This is a genomic window from Brevibacterium sp. AGC70 (genome assembly GCF_057334195.1).
This window is the reverse complement of sequence record NZ_JBHFIH010000015.1, coordinates 154,733-171,950: the sequence shown is the minus strand read 5'-3', so window position 1 is coordinate 171,950 and position 17,218 is coordinate 154,733. Positions and strand designations below refer to the sequence as shown.

Annotated in this window: 14 protein-coding genes and 1 pseudogene; 6 read left to right on the top strand and 9 right to left on the bottom strand. The window is 58.5% G+C overall.

The window, feature by feature from the left end; genetic code table 11:
• Positions 1-10: 10 nt before the first annotated feature.
• From ACE03M_RS13695 to ACE03M_RS13685, 3 genes are read left to right on the top strand one after another with little or no spacing between them, the layout of a single operon-like run.
• A complete protein-coding gene (locus tag ACE03M_RS13695) occupies positions 11-1,783 on the top strand; it encodes an acyl CoA:acetate/3-ketoacid CoA transferase (RefSeq protein ID WP_485934483.1) in 1,773 nt (590 codons plus the stop codon).
• A gap of 12 nt (positions 1,784-1,795) precedes the next feature.
• Positions 1,796-2,572, top strand: a complete 777-nt coding sequence (locus tag ACE03M_RS13690; protein WP_485934482.1) for an enoyl-CoA hydratase/isomerase family protein — start codon at positions 1,796-1,798, stop codon at positions 2,570-2,572.
• 31 nt (positions 2,573-2,603) lie between these two features.
• Complete coding sequence (locus ACE03M_RS13685; RefSeq protein WP_485934480.1) at positions 2,604-4,043, top strand: MFS transporter; 1,440 nt, start codon at positions 2,604-2,606, stop codon at positions 4,041-4,043.
• 179 nt (positions 4,044-4,222) lie between these two features.
• On the opposite strand, the gene ACE03M_RS13680 is transcribed toward ACE03M_RS13685, so the two are convergent.
• The 4 genes from ACE03M_RS13680 to ACE03M_RS13665 all read right to left on the bottom strand — a co-directional run bounded on the left by ACE03M_RS13680 (position 4,223) and on the right by ACE03M_RS13665 (position 9,009).
• Entirely contained in the window at positions 4,223-5,266 is a 1,044-nt protein-coding gene (locus tag ACE03M_RS13680; RefSeq protein WP_485934478.1) for a zinc-dependent alcohol dehydrogenase, read from the bottom strand.
• 91 nt (positions 5,267-5,357) lie between these two features.
• Positions 5,358-6,641 (bottom strand): four-carbon acid sugar kinase family protein, encoded by a 1,284-nt coding sequence (locus ACE03M_RS13675; protein ID WP_485934476.1) that lies wholly within the window; start codon positions 6,639-6,641, stop codon positions 5,358-5,360.
• On the bottom strand, positions 6,641-7,891 hold the full coding sequence (locus ACE03M_RS13670; RefSeq protein ID WP_485934475.1) for a RuBisCO large subunit C-terminal-like domain-containing protein: 1,251 nt from the start codon (positions 7,889-7,891) through the stop codon (positions 6,641-6,643). The genes ACE03M_RS13675 and ACE03M_RS13670 overlap by 1 nt, the downstream gene beginning before the upstream one ends.
• An 89-nt stretch (positions 7,892-7,980) precedes the next feature.
• On the bottom strand, positions 7,981-9,009 hold the full coding sequence (locus tag ACE03M_RS13665) for a 2-keto-3-deoxygluconate permease (protein WP_485934473.1): 1,029 nt from the start codon (positions 9,007-9,009) through the stop codon (positions 7,981-7,983).
• Positions 9,010-9,085: 76 nt separating this feature from the next.
• Here ACE03M_RS13665 and ACE03M_RS13660 point away from each other — a divergent pair, with 76 nt between their 5' ends.
• From ACE03M_RS13660 to ACE03M_RS13650, 3 genes are all read left to right on the top strand, one after another.
• Entirely contained in the window at positions 9,086-9,937 is an 852-nt protein-coding gene (locus ACE03M_RS13660; RefSeq protein ID WP_485934472.1) for a GntR family transcriptional regulator, read from the top strand.
• A 491-nt stretch (positions 9,938-10,428) separates the two neighbouring features.
• Positions 10,429-11,265, top strand: a complete 837-nt coding sequence (locus ACE03M_RS13655) for a helix-turn-helix transcriptional regulator (RefSeq protein WP_485934560.1) — start codon at positions 10,429-10,431, stop codon at positions 11,263-11,265.
• Positions 11,262-11,495 carry a hypothetical protein gene (locus ACE03M_RS13650; RefSeq protein WP_485934471.1) on the top strand — a complete coding sequence of 78 codons (234 nt, stop codon included), beginning with the start codon at positions 11,262-11,264 and terminating at the stop codon, positions 11,493-11,495. The genes ACE03M_RS13655 and ACE03M_RS13650 overlap by 4 nt, the downstream gene beginning before the upstream one ends.
• Positions 11,496-11,805: 310 nt before the next feature.
• Here the strand turns inward: ACE03M_RS13650 and ACE03M_RS13645 are convergent, their stop codons facing one another.
• The 5 genes and pseudogenes from ACE03M_RS13645 to ACE03M_RS13625 all read right to left on the bottom strand — a co-directional run.
• Positions 11,806-12,825: a hypothetical protein gene (locus ACE03M_RS13645; RefSeq protein WP_485934561.1), complete on the bottom strand. Its 1,020-nt coding sequence runs from the start codon at positions 12,823-12,825 to the stop codon at positions 11,806-11,808.
• 192 nt (positions 12,826-13,017) lie between these two features.
• Positions 13,018-13,500 (bottom strand): annotated as a pseudogene (locus ACE03M_RS13640) (TniQ family protein); the annotation flags it as partial.
• Entirely contained in the window at positions 13,469-14,536 is a 1,068-nt protein-coding gene (locus tag ACE03M_RS13635; protein WP_485934470.1) for a TniB family NTP-binding protein, read from the bottom strand. The pseudogene ACE03M_RS13640 and the gene ACE03M_RS13635, both read right to left, overlap by 32 nt.
• Positions 14,533-16,491 carry a transposase gene (locus tag ACE03M_RS13630; protein ID WP_485934469.1) on the bottom strand — a complete coding sequence of 653 codons (1,959 nt, stop codon included), beginning with the start codon at positions 16,489-16,491 and terminating at the stop codon, positions 14,533-14,535. The genes ACE03M_RS13635 and ACE03M_RS13630 overlap by 4 nt, the downstream gene beginning before the upstream one ends.
• Positions 16,488-17,218, bottom strand: a 731-nt coding sequence (locus ACE03M_RS13625; protein ID WP_485934467.1) for a TnsA-like heteromeric transposase endonuclease subunit, incomplete at its 5' end; no start/stop codon positions are given. The genes ACE03M_RS13630 and ACE03M_RS13625, both read right to left, overlap by 4 nt.

Genomic DNA, 17,218 nt, shown 5'->3' with positions numbered 1-17,218 from the left:
AAATCCATTCTTGTCCGACTGTTCCAAACAGCTCGCCAACACGTCTCACGCTCAATTCCTTAGTACTACTTACCCGAAAATCATTCCAAAAGGCGGATCGCCGCTCCTTTCCAGATGTATAGAAAGAGTTGTTATGGCCAAGTTCAGAAAACCACGTATTACAGCGCGGGAAGCAGCCAACCTGCTCAGAGATGGAGACACCGTGACTGTGAGCTCGTCTTCGGGGCTAGGGTGCCCGGATGCAGTGCTTAAAGGTATCGGAGAGCGGTTCGCGGAGACAGGCACTCCTCGCGATCTCACTTCTGTTCATCCCATCGCGGCTGGTGACACGTCTGGCATCGGCGGTGTCGACCACATCGCAGCTGAAGGTTTGCTCACGCGTATTATCGCAGGATCCCTGCCATCGGGGCCTTCATCATCTGAACCTCCACTGATCTGGCAGCGGGTTGAGGCTGAAACCATCGACGCTTACAACATCCCGTCTGGCGTGCTCTATCAGATGCACCGTGCCGGGGCTGTAAATCAGCCAGGTGTGAGAACACGTGTTGGCATCGACACCTTCATCGACCCCACTCACCAGGGTGCACGAATGAACAAACAAACTCCCGAAGGATTCGTAACCAGAACCAACACAGGCGGTGAGACCTACTTAGAGTTCCCTCCTATCCGACCAAACGTTGCGATCATCAGAGCCACCACCGCCGACGAGCACGGAAATCTCTCATACGAAGAAGAAGCTTCCCGTCTCGGCGCACTCGACCTTGCCTATGCGGCCCACAATTGCGGCGGCATCGTCATCGCCCAGGTCAAGCGCACAGTTGAAGGCGGATCGATTCCGACTCAGCAGGTCCATGTGCCCGGAATCCTCGTGGATGTCATCGTCGAGGACTCTGACCAACAACAAACCACCAACACGGTCTATGACCCGGCCATCTCCGGGGAAGTCCGACGGCCGATTTCCGAACTCGATCCTGTTCCATTCAGTCTCGAGAAGATCATGGCACGTCGAGCCGCGCTCGAGCTGCGCGCGGGAGAAACCGTCAATCTTGGATTCGGCGTCTCCGCGCTCATTCCGCATATTCTCGTCGAAGAGGACCTGTTCGGTTCAGTTGACTGGGCTATCGAACAAGGGGCTGTTGGAGGTGTTCCACTACTCGACTTCGTCTTCGGCGTCTCACAGAACGCCGACGCTATCATGCAAAGTTCCGACCAGTTCACCCTCTTGCAGGGAGCTGGCTTCCAACGAACCTTCCTCTCCTTCCTCGAAATCGACATGCAGGGCAGCGTCAACGTCCACTACCTGCCAGGGCGACGTCACGTCACTGCCGGAGTCGGTGGCTTCGCCGACATCACTTCGGCAGCAGAAGAGATCGTATTCGTGGGCTCCTTCACCGCTGGTCGCCGCAATATTCAAATAGAGGACGGCGCACTCAACATTCTCGAGGACGGGAAACACTGCAAATTCGTAGATTCCGTTCAACAAGTCACCTTCTCCGGCCCTCAGGCTCTCAGCAATGGGCAGAGAGTCACATACGTCACGGAACGGTGTGTCATTGAGCTGCGAGACGAGGGCCTGACTGTCGTTGAGATCGCACCCGGAATCGATCTGAAGCGCGACATTCTCGAACAAAGCGAGTTCGAACTTCTAGTTCCTGAGCCTCCGACCGTCATGGACACTCGACTATTCGACGAGGCGCTAATGAGACTGGAACTGCCGCAGCCGCAATCGCATGAACGTCTTCACCAGCTAGACAGCTGCTCTATCGAGTCCACAATCAACTGAGGAGTCCGAACTGTGAGCGATCACATCCATTACACCCTCGATAGCAAAGGCATAGCAACGATCTTGCTCGATCGACCGAGCAAGCTCAATGCTCTGACTCTCGATATGGTCAAAAGCCTGGGTACTGCAATTGATCAAGCTATCGACAACAGCGCACGCGTGCTGCTGATTCGTTCCGCAGGAGATCGAGCTTTCTGTGTCGGCGCCGACATCAAACAATTCGCAACCTTCACTCCTGAACAGATGTGGGGTCGATGGATCTCCTCCGGTCACCGAGTCTTCCGCGCCCTCAACGAAGTTCCCATGCCGACAGTGGCAGTCATCGACGGTCCTGCCTTCGGAGGCGGCCTCGAACTCGCACTTTCATGTGATCTGCGAATCGCGAGCACAGATGCCACCTTTGGCCTACCTGAAACAGGCATAGGCACCGTCCCCGGCTGGGGCGGGACTGACACCCTCACACGAGCCATCGGCCGAACTAGGGCAAACGCAATAATCCTTGCCCGAAAGACCATCGATGCTGACACCGCAGAGAGCTGGGGGCTTATCAACGAAGTTCACCCAAGTGCAGAACTTCCGAGTGCAGTTGAGGCGCTTGTGAGAGAACTGTTGGCTGGAGCCCCTCTCGCGCAGCAGACCGCAAAACAACTCATCCGCGCGGCTGACAGCGGCGCGAGTCCAGCAACGCTTGAGGCTCTCGCGAGCGGATTCACCGCGGCTACACCAGATTTCACCGAGGGCGTCAACGCATTCCTGTCTAAGCGGCCTGCGCAGTTTGGCCGTCCCTAGAACAAAACGCTCGACTCAATAAGGAGGAAGCATGTCAATCCACAACAACGGCGTTGATCTCGACACTACGCAACCAAACGACATCACTACAAAAGATCTTCGCCGAGCTGCGCTCGGCAGCGGAATGGGAAGCGCCCTCGAGTACTATGACTTTGCACTCTACAGTCTCGCCTCGGCACTCGTTTTCGGCCCCCTATTCTTTCCTGACTTTGATCCCACCACCGGTCTCATCCTGAGCTTCACCACCTACTTCATCGGTTTCGCAGTCCGGCCCCTCGGAGGAGTCCTCTTCGGACGATTGGGTGACAAACTCGGACGAAAGTTCGTGCTATTCACGACAGTCGCACTAATGGGAGGTAGCAGTACGCTTATCGGGGTCCTGCCCACCTATGACTCACACGATGGCGACTGGTTCGGCGGCGTCGGAGTCCTCGCACCGATTCTCCTCGTCCTGCTTCGAGCACTACAGGGACTCGGTGCCGGAGCAGAAATGGCAGGGGCCTCAATCCTCATGACTGAAACCGCCCCTACACGTACCCGTGGATTCTGGGGCTCGCTACCATTCATGGCAGTCCAGATCGGCACGGTGATCGCCGCTCTGGTCTACTTCCTCATGCTCCAAATCAGCCAGGAGATTCCCATCATCGAAACCTGGCTATGGAGGGTCCCCTTCCTCGCTAGCGCGATTCTGCTGTTCGCTGCGCTATATATCCGGCTCACCCTTAAAGAATCACCAACATTCCGCAAGCTGGAAGCTCATAAACAAATCGATACCACTCCGTACCAGAACCTAATTAAACGATCACGCGGAACGATTCTGCGCGGAATCGGCATACGCATGGCGGAAAACGGATGTTCTTCAATCTTCCAAGCGCTGGCAGTGGCTTATGTGACGAGCGCAGCCATCGGCGTCACCGGCCCCATCGGAGCCTTGTCGTTGATCTTCGCCGCTACGCTCGGAACGGTCGTGGTACCAATAGCTGGCAGACTCTCCGACCGATACGGTCGCGTCCGCGTCTATCGAGCCCTGGCCTACTACCAACTGATCACGGCATTTCCCTTGTGGTGGATGCTAAGCACCGGCAACACGGTACTGATCATCATCGCTGTCACTCTCGCTCTTGGAATCGGTGTGTGGGGCATGTTCGGCGCACAAAGTGCATTCATGTGCGAGCTGTTCGGCTCACAGAACCGATACCTCGGAGTGGCAGTCACTCGCGAAGTATCTGCTGTAATCTCAGGCGGCATCGCTCCTCTCGTCGGAGCAGCGATAATGGCCGCGACAGTCGCACTCGCAAGTGGAGATGAAGCCTCCGGAGCAGGGGCTCTCGCATGGATACCGCTGGCAGGTTATACCGCTTTGCTCTCGTTGATCACGGTACTAACTACGTATTCGATCCCCGAACCAGCTGGACGCGATCTCAATGCTGTTGAAGATGCAATTGACGACCTATCTGTCCCGACCAGATGAACAACTAGCTAGTTGCTTTAGTCAGATATCGGTTGCGGGCCCAAAAGATAGCTTGGGTCCGCAACCGTCTTTTTGGATCAATTGCACGGCACATAGGGCACGGCCCTGAACTTGGCTGCTCGACACAGGGACGCAGTGGAACGATGTTCGCGGTGTCAGACAAGCATTAGGCCGCCACATCACCCGAGGGCAGGTACCAAGAGTACCTTCCCCGCATCACCGGTGAGCAGGTTGATGGCTTCGTCGGTGGCCGACAGCGGCAGTCGATGGGTGACGAGCCAGTCGAGGTCAAGACGGCCAGACTTCAACAGCAGCATCAGTTGGTCCCAGCTTTCCCACAGTCGCCGACCGTAGATGCCTCGCAGGGTGATGCCTTTTTTGTTGATCCACTTCGCGATGTCGATCTCCGCCGGCTGACTCGGGTGACCGATAGTTACCATGGTCGCTTCATTTCGCAGGGAGTCGAACAGGGGTGGAAGGACCCCGCGGACACCGGAGACTTCGAATGCGACGTCGAAACCACCGCGCGTACCCGCGATCTCACGACAGATCTCAGCGAGGTTGTCCGAGGGGTGAAGAACTCGAGCTCCAAGATCGCGAGCTTGCTGCTGCCGAAACGGGTTGGGCTCGACGGCTACGACGTTGGCGGCACCCATGGTCAGCGCGATCTTCGCGATGACAAGACCCACCGGGCCGCAACCGTTGATGAGTACGTTCTGTCCTGCCACAGCATGTCCCGAGCGTTGGACTGCGTGCATGGCCACTCCTGCGCCTTCGAGTAAAGCGCCGGTTTCCAGCGACACTTCGGCAGGGAGCGGTACGCAGATCCCCTCAGGAACCACTACCTTTTCAGCGAACACTCCATCGAGGTGCATGCCGAGGATTCGCGTTCTCTCGCAGGTGTTCGGACTGCCGTTGCGGCAGGGGAAGCACTGGCCACACACCAGATGGCTTTCCATAGCTACTCGATCACCGACCGATAGTCGCTTGACTCCCTCTCCCACGGCAATGACGGTGCCGGCGCCTTCATGCCCAAGCACGACCGGCAGATCGAGGCCGAAGGCTTGTGCCGAGGGAGTCCATTCGTAGAGTTCACGATCGGTTCCGCATAGGGAGGCCGCAGCTACATCAATGAGTACTTGTCCGGGGCCTGCATGCGGAAGCGGCCAGTCCTCGCGATAGTCGACACCTTTGTCTGCTGTCGTCTTTACTGCTGCTCTCATGGCATCGTTGCCTTTCTCCTGGTTGTTACATCTGGGGAATTCGTGAGGTATGGGTAGTGCAGATTCCGGCGCTCCAGCACATCTACGCACATCAGCTTTCGGCCTCTTCGCCGCCTGTGAACCGACGCAGGATGTTTTCGGGTCCTACTTGTCCACCCTTGAGCAGTAATCTGCAGGAGGCAGCAATAGATGCGGAATCCGCCCGGCAGATCGGGCCTGCTGTGACGAATTGGGAATCAACGCGCAACTCGCTTACTTCGAGGGCGAGCAGTGCGTGGCTCGAGGAATCACCCCCGAAGATGGCGAGGTCCTGGGTGAGCCCACGTTGAATCATCATTGCTGCGAGGGCTCCGATCGTGCCACCCACTTCAGCGGATGTCGCCGTCCGAGCCTGGAGGCGAGGATCAGTTCCGCCACGGGCTGTGTGGGTGATGACATGGTGGCCAGACTCGAGCGCCTGGGCGATCTCATCAACCCACTGCCCTTGTGGTGCTTCCTGTGTCAAAGCTTCGGGAGGAATGGCGACCTCGGTCCAACCGGCGGCGATGGCATCGGCGATCTGAACTGCTGTCGTTTCCGAAGCGGACGCACTGACTGCCAGAGTCGGCCCTGATGAGGGTGAAACGTGATGCCGCACCGCCGAACTGGTTCCTCGGGATCGCGCGAGTGCTGCCATGATTCCGCCCGAGCCGATGACGATCGACATATCAGTTTCGCCAAGGAGCGCTTTGGCAACGGTGTCCATATGGGCAGCAGTGATCGCATCCACAATGAATGGAGCGTAGTCCTTTCGGCGTGCTTGCCACTGTTCGCAGAAGCTGCCGTCATCAAAGGCGGGCAAGTGAATTGAACCCGGCCGCTCACCCGCAGCGAGCTGAGAGGCAAGCACGAGTCGCAGATCAGCTTCGTCCATCGGAGTGGACGGGTGGCTGCGCATCACAGGATGTCGATCGAGGCGGTGCACGGCACCCTGGTGTGTTCCGAAATGTTGGCTGAATGCGGTAAATCGTCCGAACTCTGGTTGTGCCGGGACGACCGGGATTCCTCCGTGGTTGGGCCACATTTCGCCGAGAATATCGATCGCTTTGCCGATGCTGCCAGTAGTGGGTGAAGAGTCGAAGGTTGAGCACACTTTGTAAAGGAGTACATCGAATGACTCAGGGGTGAGTCCCGTGAACCCTTCCCGTAGCGCATGATCGAGGTCGCGTCCGGCCAGCGAGCGAGTCGGACCGGCGATTCCCACCACGTCGCGAGCATCAGGGAGAGCTGCTGTCGGGTTGAGGGACAGGGCGGCTTCCAGGCCATGTGCGTGTGCCTGGGCGAGAACATCGGCGGCGCCAGTGAGGTCATCCGCGAGGAAACCGAGCCGCCGCATCAGGACCTGCTTCCGAAGAAGTCGACGGCACGACGCAATGGGGTGCTGCGGGTGGTCGCGGCTTCGAGCGGCACTCCCTCGCAAGCTGCCTTCCACGCGTGACGCAGGCTCGACACACCAGCACCAAAGCCGTCCGGGTGCGCCGCGATGCCGCCGCCGGCAAGCATCAACAGATCTTTCGTGGGCACGGCCTCCCAAGTTAACTCGGGAGTAAAGACGTTCTGCCCAGAAGACAACACCGGCAACACTGCCTCCCCGCCTCCGAGCGGGCGCTGAAGGTGGCGAATGTTCGCGGCCACCTCGGCATCGGTTTCGTAGAACTTGCTGCCAAGACCGCTGACGTGAAGATGATCTGCTCCGGAGAGGCGAGCAAGCTTCTGCCACGCAGCGTAAGACAGGCCAAGACCTGGGTGTCGCATCGATCCGGCGAGCCCACCGCGGTGACCGTGGATCGGCACTTGGGCGAACGTTCTCAAATACTCGAGCGCTGCAAGTCCCATAATCGGGACGGTGAGCATTACGCATGTGCCGCCTGCGTTGACGACGAGGTCGTGTCGACGTTCGAGTCCGGCGATATCACCGGTGATGTTGAACGCGTACATGGTCCGGTGACCAGTCATCTCGGCGGCGGCCGCGATCTCTTCGGTGGCTATGGTGACTCGTTGTTCGAGCGGCAGATACGTTGGATCGGTCATCAGCTCATCGTCCTTGATGAGATCAATGCCGGCGCGAGCGAGTTCGCGCACCGCTTGCCGAAAGTCTTCTGACTTGAGTCCGACATTGGGTTTGATGATCGTCCCGATAAGGACATTGCTGTCGGCACGCATGAGTGTTCGTGTCCCGGCTATTCCGTGTGCGGCGCCGGGGTGCGCTGCAACGAACTCGTCAGGCAGGGAAAGTTCTTGGAGTCTGCAGGCGTATAGATCGCCCAGCTCGAAGAGATTGCCCGCCACGGCCGTGAGGAGCGTGGAGATATCTGTGCCGATGTTCTCTAGCGGGAACTCGATCTCGATTTCTGCTGCCTGTACGCGGGCTGGAGTCGACCTGGATGGGAGAGCAGGCACTACTTCGCCCAGGTGCGAGACATTGACGACCTCTGCTCCGTGCCGCTCACGCAATTCGTCGGATTCGCCAGGGACGGCGACGAAAGTACCACTCGACTGCTCGCCGGCGATCAGTGCTGCCGCCTTTTCGACAGCGATCTGCGATTCGATGTAGTAGCGAGCGGTGATGCGCAGTGGGTCCCGCATGTTTGATCCTTTCGTGTTCCGACCCGGTTGGGACGGCGGACTGTCTGAGCTGATAGAAGATTGTGTTGTGATTCGCAGGGGTGAGGAGATCAGTCAGAGGCGATTGAGGTCTTCAGCGAAGACGTCACAGTCAGATGGTTCTTCAAACCGCCCTCCTTCTTCATGACTGTTGCGGCTACGAGTGGTGCGAGTACTGCTGTGACCATCACTGCAGCTGCCGCCTGTGCGCTTGCCGCTCCGACGTACTGCTCGAAGTTGCTATCGGCAGCGGCGACCACGGCGGGAACTGCCACCGCGTTGCCGGCTGTAGTTCCTGCAGCGAAGCCGATGCCGCTTTCATTGCCACGGCGGAGGAGGAATTTATAGCCCAGGTAAGTCAGCCCGCCGGTGAAGAGGACGACCATTACTCCGAGCACGATTCCGGCCAGTCCGCCTGTGACGACGTCGATGAGACTGATGCCCGTGCCGACACAGAAGGACATGAACGGGATAGTGATCGCCGACGTGTCAGTGAGAGCCTTAGTCCACTCGCGGTCGATCGCACCAATGATGAGACCGAGGACGAAGGGCACAATGGCGGCGACAAGGGCAATGATGGGGATATCGCCGAGGCCTGAGGCTCCAAGGAAGATGAGTGCGAGAAACGGGCCATCGTCGAATGCGCTGGCTACGTAGGCTCCGCGATCGCGTGAGTCGCCATATTGGCCCGCGAATGCCAGCCAGAGAGCACCGTTGCTGTTGCCGAAAACGGCGATGAGCGCGAGTACGGATACACCGAGGACGCCCTGCGGTCCGACCACGAGACCGAGACCGACAGCAAGGACGATCGGTACAAGTGTTTTGGCAAGTAAGACGACGAGCGTCGTACCGACTGTGCCCTTGCCGGAACGGTTGCCGGTGATCTGGGAGCCCGTCGCGACAATGAGCAGCGCAATGAGAGTGAGCGTGCCGTCCCGAAACAGCGCTGTCGTAAAGCCTCCGATGTCCAAAGCGGCAGGCAGCAAGTTCCCGAAGAGAATCCCCAGGGCCAGTGGGATGATCATGAGCCCGCCGGGAATACGACTCATAGCGGCGAACATAGGAATCTTCGAGACGGTACGTTCTGAGGTGTGCACCATTGCAACTCCAACCTTCATTGAAAGGTACGTATGTTTTGTACGTACTGGATGAACGGGTACCATTCTTGGACAGTAGATGGAATTCGTCAAGAGGGCCGTCGAGCTCTTTCGGTTGGTACGATCGAGGAAGAGGTGGACATTGGTTGAGCAAATCGACCGTTCATCGGATGAGCCCCTTTACGCGCAGGTCGCCGCGATTCTTCGAAGTGAGGTCACTTCGGGAACCAAGCCCCCGGGAACGACCATTCCGTCCGAGCAGGCACTACAAAACAGTTTCGGAGTTGCCCGCAGCGTTATTCGGCAGGCGCTTGATCTATTGTCCGCTGAGGGGCTTGTCCTGAGAGAGCGCGGCCGCGGAACCGTCGTTCTTCCCCCGCACCAGTACCGCAGAGAAGCTAGCCGGGCAGGTGGTCTAAGTGAACAGATCGCAGCTGGTGGCGGACAGCTCACCACGCGGATCATCTCGCTTCGTGCGGAGACTGCCCCCGCCGATAAAGCTGAAACTATCGGCACGGAAGATTCGTGGCGACTGGAGAGAGTGCGAAGTGTCGATGGACAACCACTGATACATATGATCACTTGGATCGACCGAATGCTGCTGCCAAATCTCTCGACGGAGGACCTCGGTGGGAGTTCACTGCACGCTTGGATGCGCGAATGCGGATTGCACCCGCATGGCGGACCCAGGCAGCTGCATGCTGTAGCGGCCAGCCCGCAGACTGCCTCCTACCTAGATGTTTCGATCGGCAGTCCGGTGACTCTCCTTGAAGGAGTGACCAGCGATCATCGCGGTCATACTTTGGAGACGTTTTCGGCATGGCACCATCCCACGACTGTGTTCGACCTCGACGCCCAGGTCGGCCAGTCCCTCCGCGATTCTCGTGCACAGGAGCTTCTCGACGAATTGCGGACACTGCTTGCGAAATGAGTGCCGGAGCAAAGCTCAGATCACCCACCATCCCGAAGCAGGCGCAATCTTTTGCACCTTCGACTTTGATGGAGGATGGGGTTCGCGCGCCTGCAATCAACGTCAGTTTTGGGCCTACTCTTCGAGCGTCAGAAATATGGAACAACCGCCAGCTTTGAAGAAGCCAGCAGCAAGTTGTTGAAGGACAAATTCGCTTTCGATGACATGGTTGATTTGAGCCCGCTCGGGGCACTCAAGTGTGGAGTCGCAAGCAGGTGCAGCTCTGTTGATCCTGATGGTTGATAGCGGTAAGCCGAGCCGCGAGGCCTGAGCCTCAATACTCGCTAAGTTCTATTTGTCGCCCATCGGTGGTGACAATACTCGGCGGGTAAAACGGAACTGGGGCAAAATGCCGCTGTCGCATACCCTAGCTCTTCCCGCGGGCGTCGTTCGCCTCAACCAGGAGCGGGATAATCTTACTGCGTATACGCAAAAGTTGGGAGGTGGCTGATATGGAAGCAGCAGCGATCATTAAGAAGATCCGTGCCATGAGCGGGATCACCAGGAAAGAGCTGGCGCAGCTTGCCGATGTGTCGCCTTCGACGATCAGCCGCATCGAACGCGGCGAGATGGATCCCACCTGGGGCACGATGCAGAAGATCTTCTCCGCCACGGGATACCAGCTGGGCGGGACTTCCGTGGTCTCTAGCGGGGACACATCGGCGATCCAGGCCGCGAGTTCCTACCTCGCGTCGATTGTTAATCAGGCCTACAGGCCGAACAACGAAGTTGTGCGATCATCGGCCACGACATCTACTAACCGGCCGATGCATTCGAATGTGAATATCCCGACCGGTGAGTGGGCTGATCGGTGGAAGAGGACCGGTTGGCTGAGAGACTCGGCTGGAGTTGATGATCTGGTGGCGATTGCTGTGACTGCTGGCAACGCTGGGAAGGTTGCCAGGCGTCGTGGTGCCCGGGTCCCGGTCGAGATCCCGAAAGGATGGCGTGACCTCGTCGACCGGCTGGAAGAAGCGGGCGTGGACTATGCCGTGTCCGGGATCGTTGCCACTTGGGAGGACCGATCTGATGCTCAGGCAGGTGCTCCGCTGATCTATGTGAGCGATCCCCGCGGTGTGGCTGCGCGGCTCGGGTTGGAACGGGCCCGCCCGGGGCGGGGAGTCCTGTTCCTGGAGGCTATGAGCGGTGAACTCGACGATGTCGAGAGCGAAGGCGGCATCCGGTTCGTCCCACGATCGAGGGCCCTGCTCGATGCCTTCTCCGGCCCCGGGCGGGAACCGGACAAAGCAGAAGACCTGCTTCGAGCACTCTGGGAGGACTCCTCATGAACGAGGACATTGGCCCGGCAAGCGGAGGGTCGACTGACGAGCCCACTTCCAGCGATGCACTTGATACGGTTCTGCCAGATCGAGAATCGTTCAATGATGCGGCGCTGGCTATGGTTCGCCTGGCCACAGACGGTGACGCAAGAACCGACCTTAATGAAGCGATGAAAGTCTTCGGTATCAGCAGAGGCGAACTCGAGGCCGAGATCGACGCAGGCCTACACGCAATTTGAAACTGGACGGACATACGCTGGCGCCGTTGAAGCACGTCCGATAGCACTGACGCCGCCGTCATTCCTGACTCGGATTCTCCGCCATAGATTGCCATGGGTGAAGGTGTGAGAGCAGACGGAAGTCGGCATTATCGTCACCGTATTGATTGTACTTCCAGAAATTGGCGCATCGAAGACTCAGGAGTGGATCGCCCCTGTTGCCGGGGGCAAGAGCAAGTTGTGCCTCACGACCGAGTTTCTCAGTCGATAGCTCTGCCCGCTGACAGTCGGCCGACCACGCGTGCGCGTCACACATTCGTTCCCATTCACTTCATGGCGGCTTCTCGGGCCTCGCTCGTGTGCTGGCGAGGAGTTCTCTGACGTCGTCATCGTTGTACTCCCGATCTGCTGGGCGTTCGGGGACGATCGTTGGAAATCGGAGTTCACCCCAGGCTTCTGGAGTGAACCGGGGACTGCTCTGTGTAAACATGGCCCACAACCACAAGCGCTCGGCATCTGTCCAGTCAACCTCCGGGAACCGAGTGTCCAGATCAGCAACGGTGGCAAGCTCCTCTCGCCGCAATTGATAGTCGACTGTCCCGGGCTCGTGTGTGAGCTGGGTAGCGGCAGTCACGATCGCTTGCCGCAGGGCCGGCCATCCGCAATGCTCGCTGAGTTTGGCCCAGTCGTGGGCGACTCGTGCAGCTTGCACTTTTGGCGCGCCGAGGCCTTCGGCCGCTGACGCGGTGGTGATGTTGCGGCCGACGGAGGCGATGGCGATGCTGAGGGCGAATCGGCTCCGTTCGCTGGTGACCGGCCCGATGCCAGGTACGCCGTTTTCCCAGTAGAGCTGTGGAATCGCGCTTAACGGTGCCGGTGGGAGACGCCAGTTCTTGCAGTACGTGGGTGTCGGAGTGTGTCGGTGGCGCAATGCATTCGGGGTTCGTGGCCAGTCGGACCCGATGCGGAACGCCAGCTGCGTTCCCGGAGGGAGGTGATTGCGCAGACTGTGTAAGCGGATGGCGTGCAATACGGGGTGGAATGGGTGGTCGCGCAAGGCCTGGGTTGGTCCGATTGCCGCGAAGGGGCCACCGGCGTCGAGAAGCCGGTAGTGATCGGCGAGGAGGCCGGCCGAGGTTAGGTCCGGGCTTGTGAGCACTTGGTATGCGTGCTCGAGAGCCGTCGCTACTGCGCCTACTGTCCGTGGCTCTCGTTCCTTGATAGTAAGACCATCAAGAGCCAATAGGACAAGCCCGTCTCGGGCCTCTGACCGTGTGGCGGGAAGTCCCGCCAGCATCCAGTCTTGGCTTGAGCCCTTCTCGTCTTCGAGCAACAGTTCAGTGGCAGCCACAAGGCCCGGATCGGCTGTCGAAGTTTGAGTTTGGGTGAGATCGGCACCGCAGGGTTTCCGTCGCTTACGGGGGCTAGTGACTCTCGGGAGATTTTCGGTACAGCGTGAGTTCTCGCGTTCGTGCATCGCCCATGCCGGGCCGGAAAAGGGGCGGCCACCGCACTGAGGGCATACATCGACGAGCACCACAAGGTGGCGGGGGCACATACTGATGAGTGGGCTTCGCCAGAGCCCGGACCATGTCCCGGTCTCGGCAAGACAAGAGGGACAAAAACGGCTCCCGGATGAAGGCTTCGAAGAGATTGTCGGTGCGTGATATCGCTGCGTCACGCTTGCTAGAAGATCTGAAATGCGCGCCTGAGCAGTGTGAGCCTGAGCCCTGGTGTCGTTGGACACCCCGGTTCGAACACTCAACGGGAAACTGGGCCGCGCGAAGCGCTGCTCCACTCGCCACGGGGTGTAGGAACCCATCCGGAACCCGACTTCGCGAAACAAGGCGGCCGGAGAGACACCGAACCTGGCGGCGATACGTGCCCACCAACTAGAGAGGGTTTCATCGGATTCTATGGATAGTGTCAGGGGCCAGGCGTCGAGGTCGTAGCCAGAGGTGATTCCTCGCAAGCGCGTCGAAGCGCGCTTGTCGCTAGGCTGTACGGGCGCTGGTTTCGGCTGCATTGTCGATCGTGACCGCGGACAGAATCTCCGGGGTAATGGTCTCAACACCGGTGGTGATGGCGAGGTAGCTGGCACGGTCGAGCAAGTAGGTGAGGGACCCGATGTGTCCCTGTGTGCGTCGGTACAGTTCTTTTGCCTGATCGACCAGCATGCCCGGACGGCCATCGAGCAGTAGCAGGTGATCCTCGAGACTAGTCAGAAGGTGAGTCCATGCTCGGGCACCGGCGGCTGTTTTCATGGTGAATGGGGCGACCGGAACTTTGGTGGCTCGACGTGAGGTTTGAGCGTAGACCGCATCGTCGCCAAGGAGACCCTCATCAAAGAACCGTTTCTCGCTGAGCCGGACACCGACATAAATGAACGTGGCCGGCATTTCGTTTGCCAAGCTCTTGAGATGGTTGCTGACTTCGCGTCCGTTGCGATGTTTGAAATCGATGAAGTGGAGATCATCGATGACGACGAGTTGGGTGTCGCAGGATCGTACACAATCAACCGCTAGTGCGGCCAAGCGAGCGGTTGTGGCCCGGTTGGCTCCGGGATGTCCGTAGAACGACAGTATTTTCTGGTTCAGTCCTTTGAGAGTGACCCCGGCGTCGAGGGGGATAAACGCGACCGGCAGCCGCTGGTGCCCATCCGTTGTACGAGGTCCGTACCGACGGAGTGTTTTCCGGTGGAATTCTCGGGCGAACCGCGTTGCGATCGTGGTTTTACCCAACGCTGGGGCGGCATCGATGACGATCGATCCGCGAAGCCGATCACCATCACGGCGATTCGACGCCATTGCCTGGTCCATAATGGAAAATGCTGCGTTCAACTGAGTCGTCTTGACCGCGGGCGGATTAGCGTTCCACACCATCCGCGCTTCGTTGTAGTCTTCGACTTCTTCTTCCGACAATTGCCGAATCTCCGTGCGCGAGAGTAGCTCGAGAGGCGGGCGAGGTGCCGATTGAGCGAACGCATCCCAGCCTTGTTTGCTGGCCATGTTGAAACGTTGCGGTTCATGATCGCGTAACCATGACGCCCACCGGTTCGTCATTCGTCGAACACCTCGAACTTATCGCCCTCGTTGGAGTACTTCTCAAAGACATCAAGATCATCACTGACAGGAGGCTGTTTCTGACGCCGAGCGAGATGTGTAAAGAGATCAATGACATCGGGGCCCTTCTCTGCGTTTGCATCGGTGGATTGGGCGGCAAGGCGTCGGGCCAGATTCTTCTCCCGTTGTGCAGTCACTTTGCCCTTGCTGTGTCGCTCCAGCAGGTCGTTCAGTGCTTCATCAGGCGCGACATGGCGATCGGACTTCAGCGCAAGCTGTCGCGTGTAGGCAGCTGCCTCAGCGCTGAACGGTGCAGTAAGTCCCTCAGTGTGCTCCCACTCCAAGGTGTGCCAGACCTTCGACTCTGGGTCCTGGAAGAACACAGTGCGGACGTCATCACGGTCAACCATGATTGGCCACCGCCCAGCATGCGCTCCACCAAAGGGTGAGAGAGCTCCTCGATAGTAGTTCAGTGCCGGTCCGTCGTAGCGACGCCCGTCGATCTCGACACCGTAGTGCTGGATCGTGCGCCAGGCGACATCGAGGAACTCCATCCGAAGATCCTCACTCGCCGGTAGCCGCAGGACACCAGCAGCTGAAGCACCCCGGCTAAACATCTCTGCAGGTGACAGCTCGACAGAAACCATCCGCGGATCACACACGCCCCGATGCGGTGTGTGATGGTAGATGCCGATCCACTCGCGAATGATTGTCTCTAGTTCGGAAACGTAATAGAAGGCTCCGTCCTCGACTCGTTGACCTCGAGAACAGACATCAGGGCCTTTGTACGCCGGGAGATGTTCCAAGAGTTGTTGCCGCAGGGTGCGGAAGAATCGTTCAAGCGTCGGCTTGTCCGTGGGCTTGTGCGGTGTTGCTGGTTGGATGTTGATCCCCAGCCTGTGACAGACGGTCTTCGTGTGCGCTGAAAGATAGACCTTGCCATGATCGACGACGATTGTATCCGGCACAGCCGCAGTCGACATGGCAATCAAATTGTCCGGTATTCCTACGTATGGTGATGGCAGTTCAGCGTCTTGCGGAGGTCCCCAGTGTTGTGGCGTGACCACTTGATACAAGACCGTCGCGACGTCCTGGGCCGTCGTTGATACGGCACGCAGAACCATCCCCAGAATGCATCGAGAGTATAGGTCCATTGCCACTGTCAGCTCGGTGTTCAGCCAACGGCCGGTGATTGGTTCCATGGCGAAGACGTCTAGTCGCGTGGTGTCCAGAACAACGTACTGTCCGGGACGATCTGCTCGTAATCTCCCCATGCGCCCTTGAGGGCGTTCTGCGACCGACCGGCGCTGTTTCGCTGCTCCGAAAGTGTAGCGACCTTTGTCCAGCTCGTGCAGCCGACGATAGGCAACGGCGCGGGTGGGCTCAACACCGTCTGGATGTCGTTCAAGATAGAGGGCATTGGTCTTTCTGATGACCATCCCCATGGTCGGGTTCGACAACTTGGTGAAACTGTCGAGGACTTCGATGCACGCCTGATCCCATTCCGGAGCAATCGACCGTCGTTTGGTCTTGAGCAGCCGTGCATCAACGAGACCGGAGAGTCCATGCCGGGTGAATCGTTCCACTCGGCGCCTAACCGAACGGGCAGATATTCCAAGTTGTTCGCCTGCGATCTTGCACCGTTCCTGGAACGACTCGTCATTTGCTGCAATGACGACTTGTTCGTAGATGCGGGCTTCGGATTCTATTTGGCGTCGTTGTTTCGGGGTGAGACTTGCAATGACAACGGCGTCCAAGGTCTCAGCAGAATCTTCATCATCTCGATCGTTGTCGAGCGGTTCAGCGATTCCGATTAGCGCCGGTGCATGGACTCTCTTGAATTGATCTGACGATCGCAGTGTCACCGCAAAGCCGTCAAGCTCGACGACTGTCCATGCTGTTCCTTGATACCAAAGGCGGGATCCGACAGAGACATCGAGAACGGTCGTGCTCATACCTGTTCCTGTTCCGAAGGTTGGAGAACCGACTCTGTGCTCAACGGTTGCTTCATATCGACTCTGGCAGCGCCAGACCAGACAAGGGAAAGGATGGCGACGTACCAGTCGTCCTTGTTGAGACTGCGCGGTCGGCTGTTCAAGATGTCGCTCAGACGGAGCGGGCTGTCACGCAGTTCTTCGCGGGCTTTCGATACGACGGTAGGCGGCAATCGTTCTGGTCGCCGACCGAGGGAGATTATCTTGATGTTTCTCAGCACTGTGGAGTCTCCGCCCGAGAAGATCTCGTAGTGCCAACCTTTCTCTTCACAGAGGGCTTTGGTCCATTCGAACTGCTTTCGCACTGACGGTTCGTCGAGGAGATGCGTTGGCTTGACGTCGACGAGAGTGACGCGTTGATCGTAGTGAGTCAACAAGATATCCGGGACATGGGTTCGCTGCGCATTGTCTGATTGTTCAGCGAGTTGGAACGGTTGTGTGCAGATTCCATTCACTGATGTGTCGAAGTCGGCTAACCAGAGTCGATCCAGCTCGAGAAGACTTTCGTAAATCAGTTGTCGACGGTTCGTCGAGGACCAGAACAGTCCCGGGTAGTTTTTCTGTTCGCGATAAGTCGGTGGAATTCGTATGGGGTGGCCCTGGACGACGAGATCTGCGCGAGCGCGTGCCCAGGTCGTGGGGGGGGGGGGGGGGGGGGGGGGGGGGGGGGGGGGGGGGGGGGGGGGGG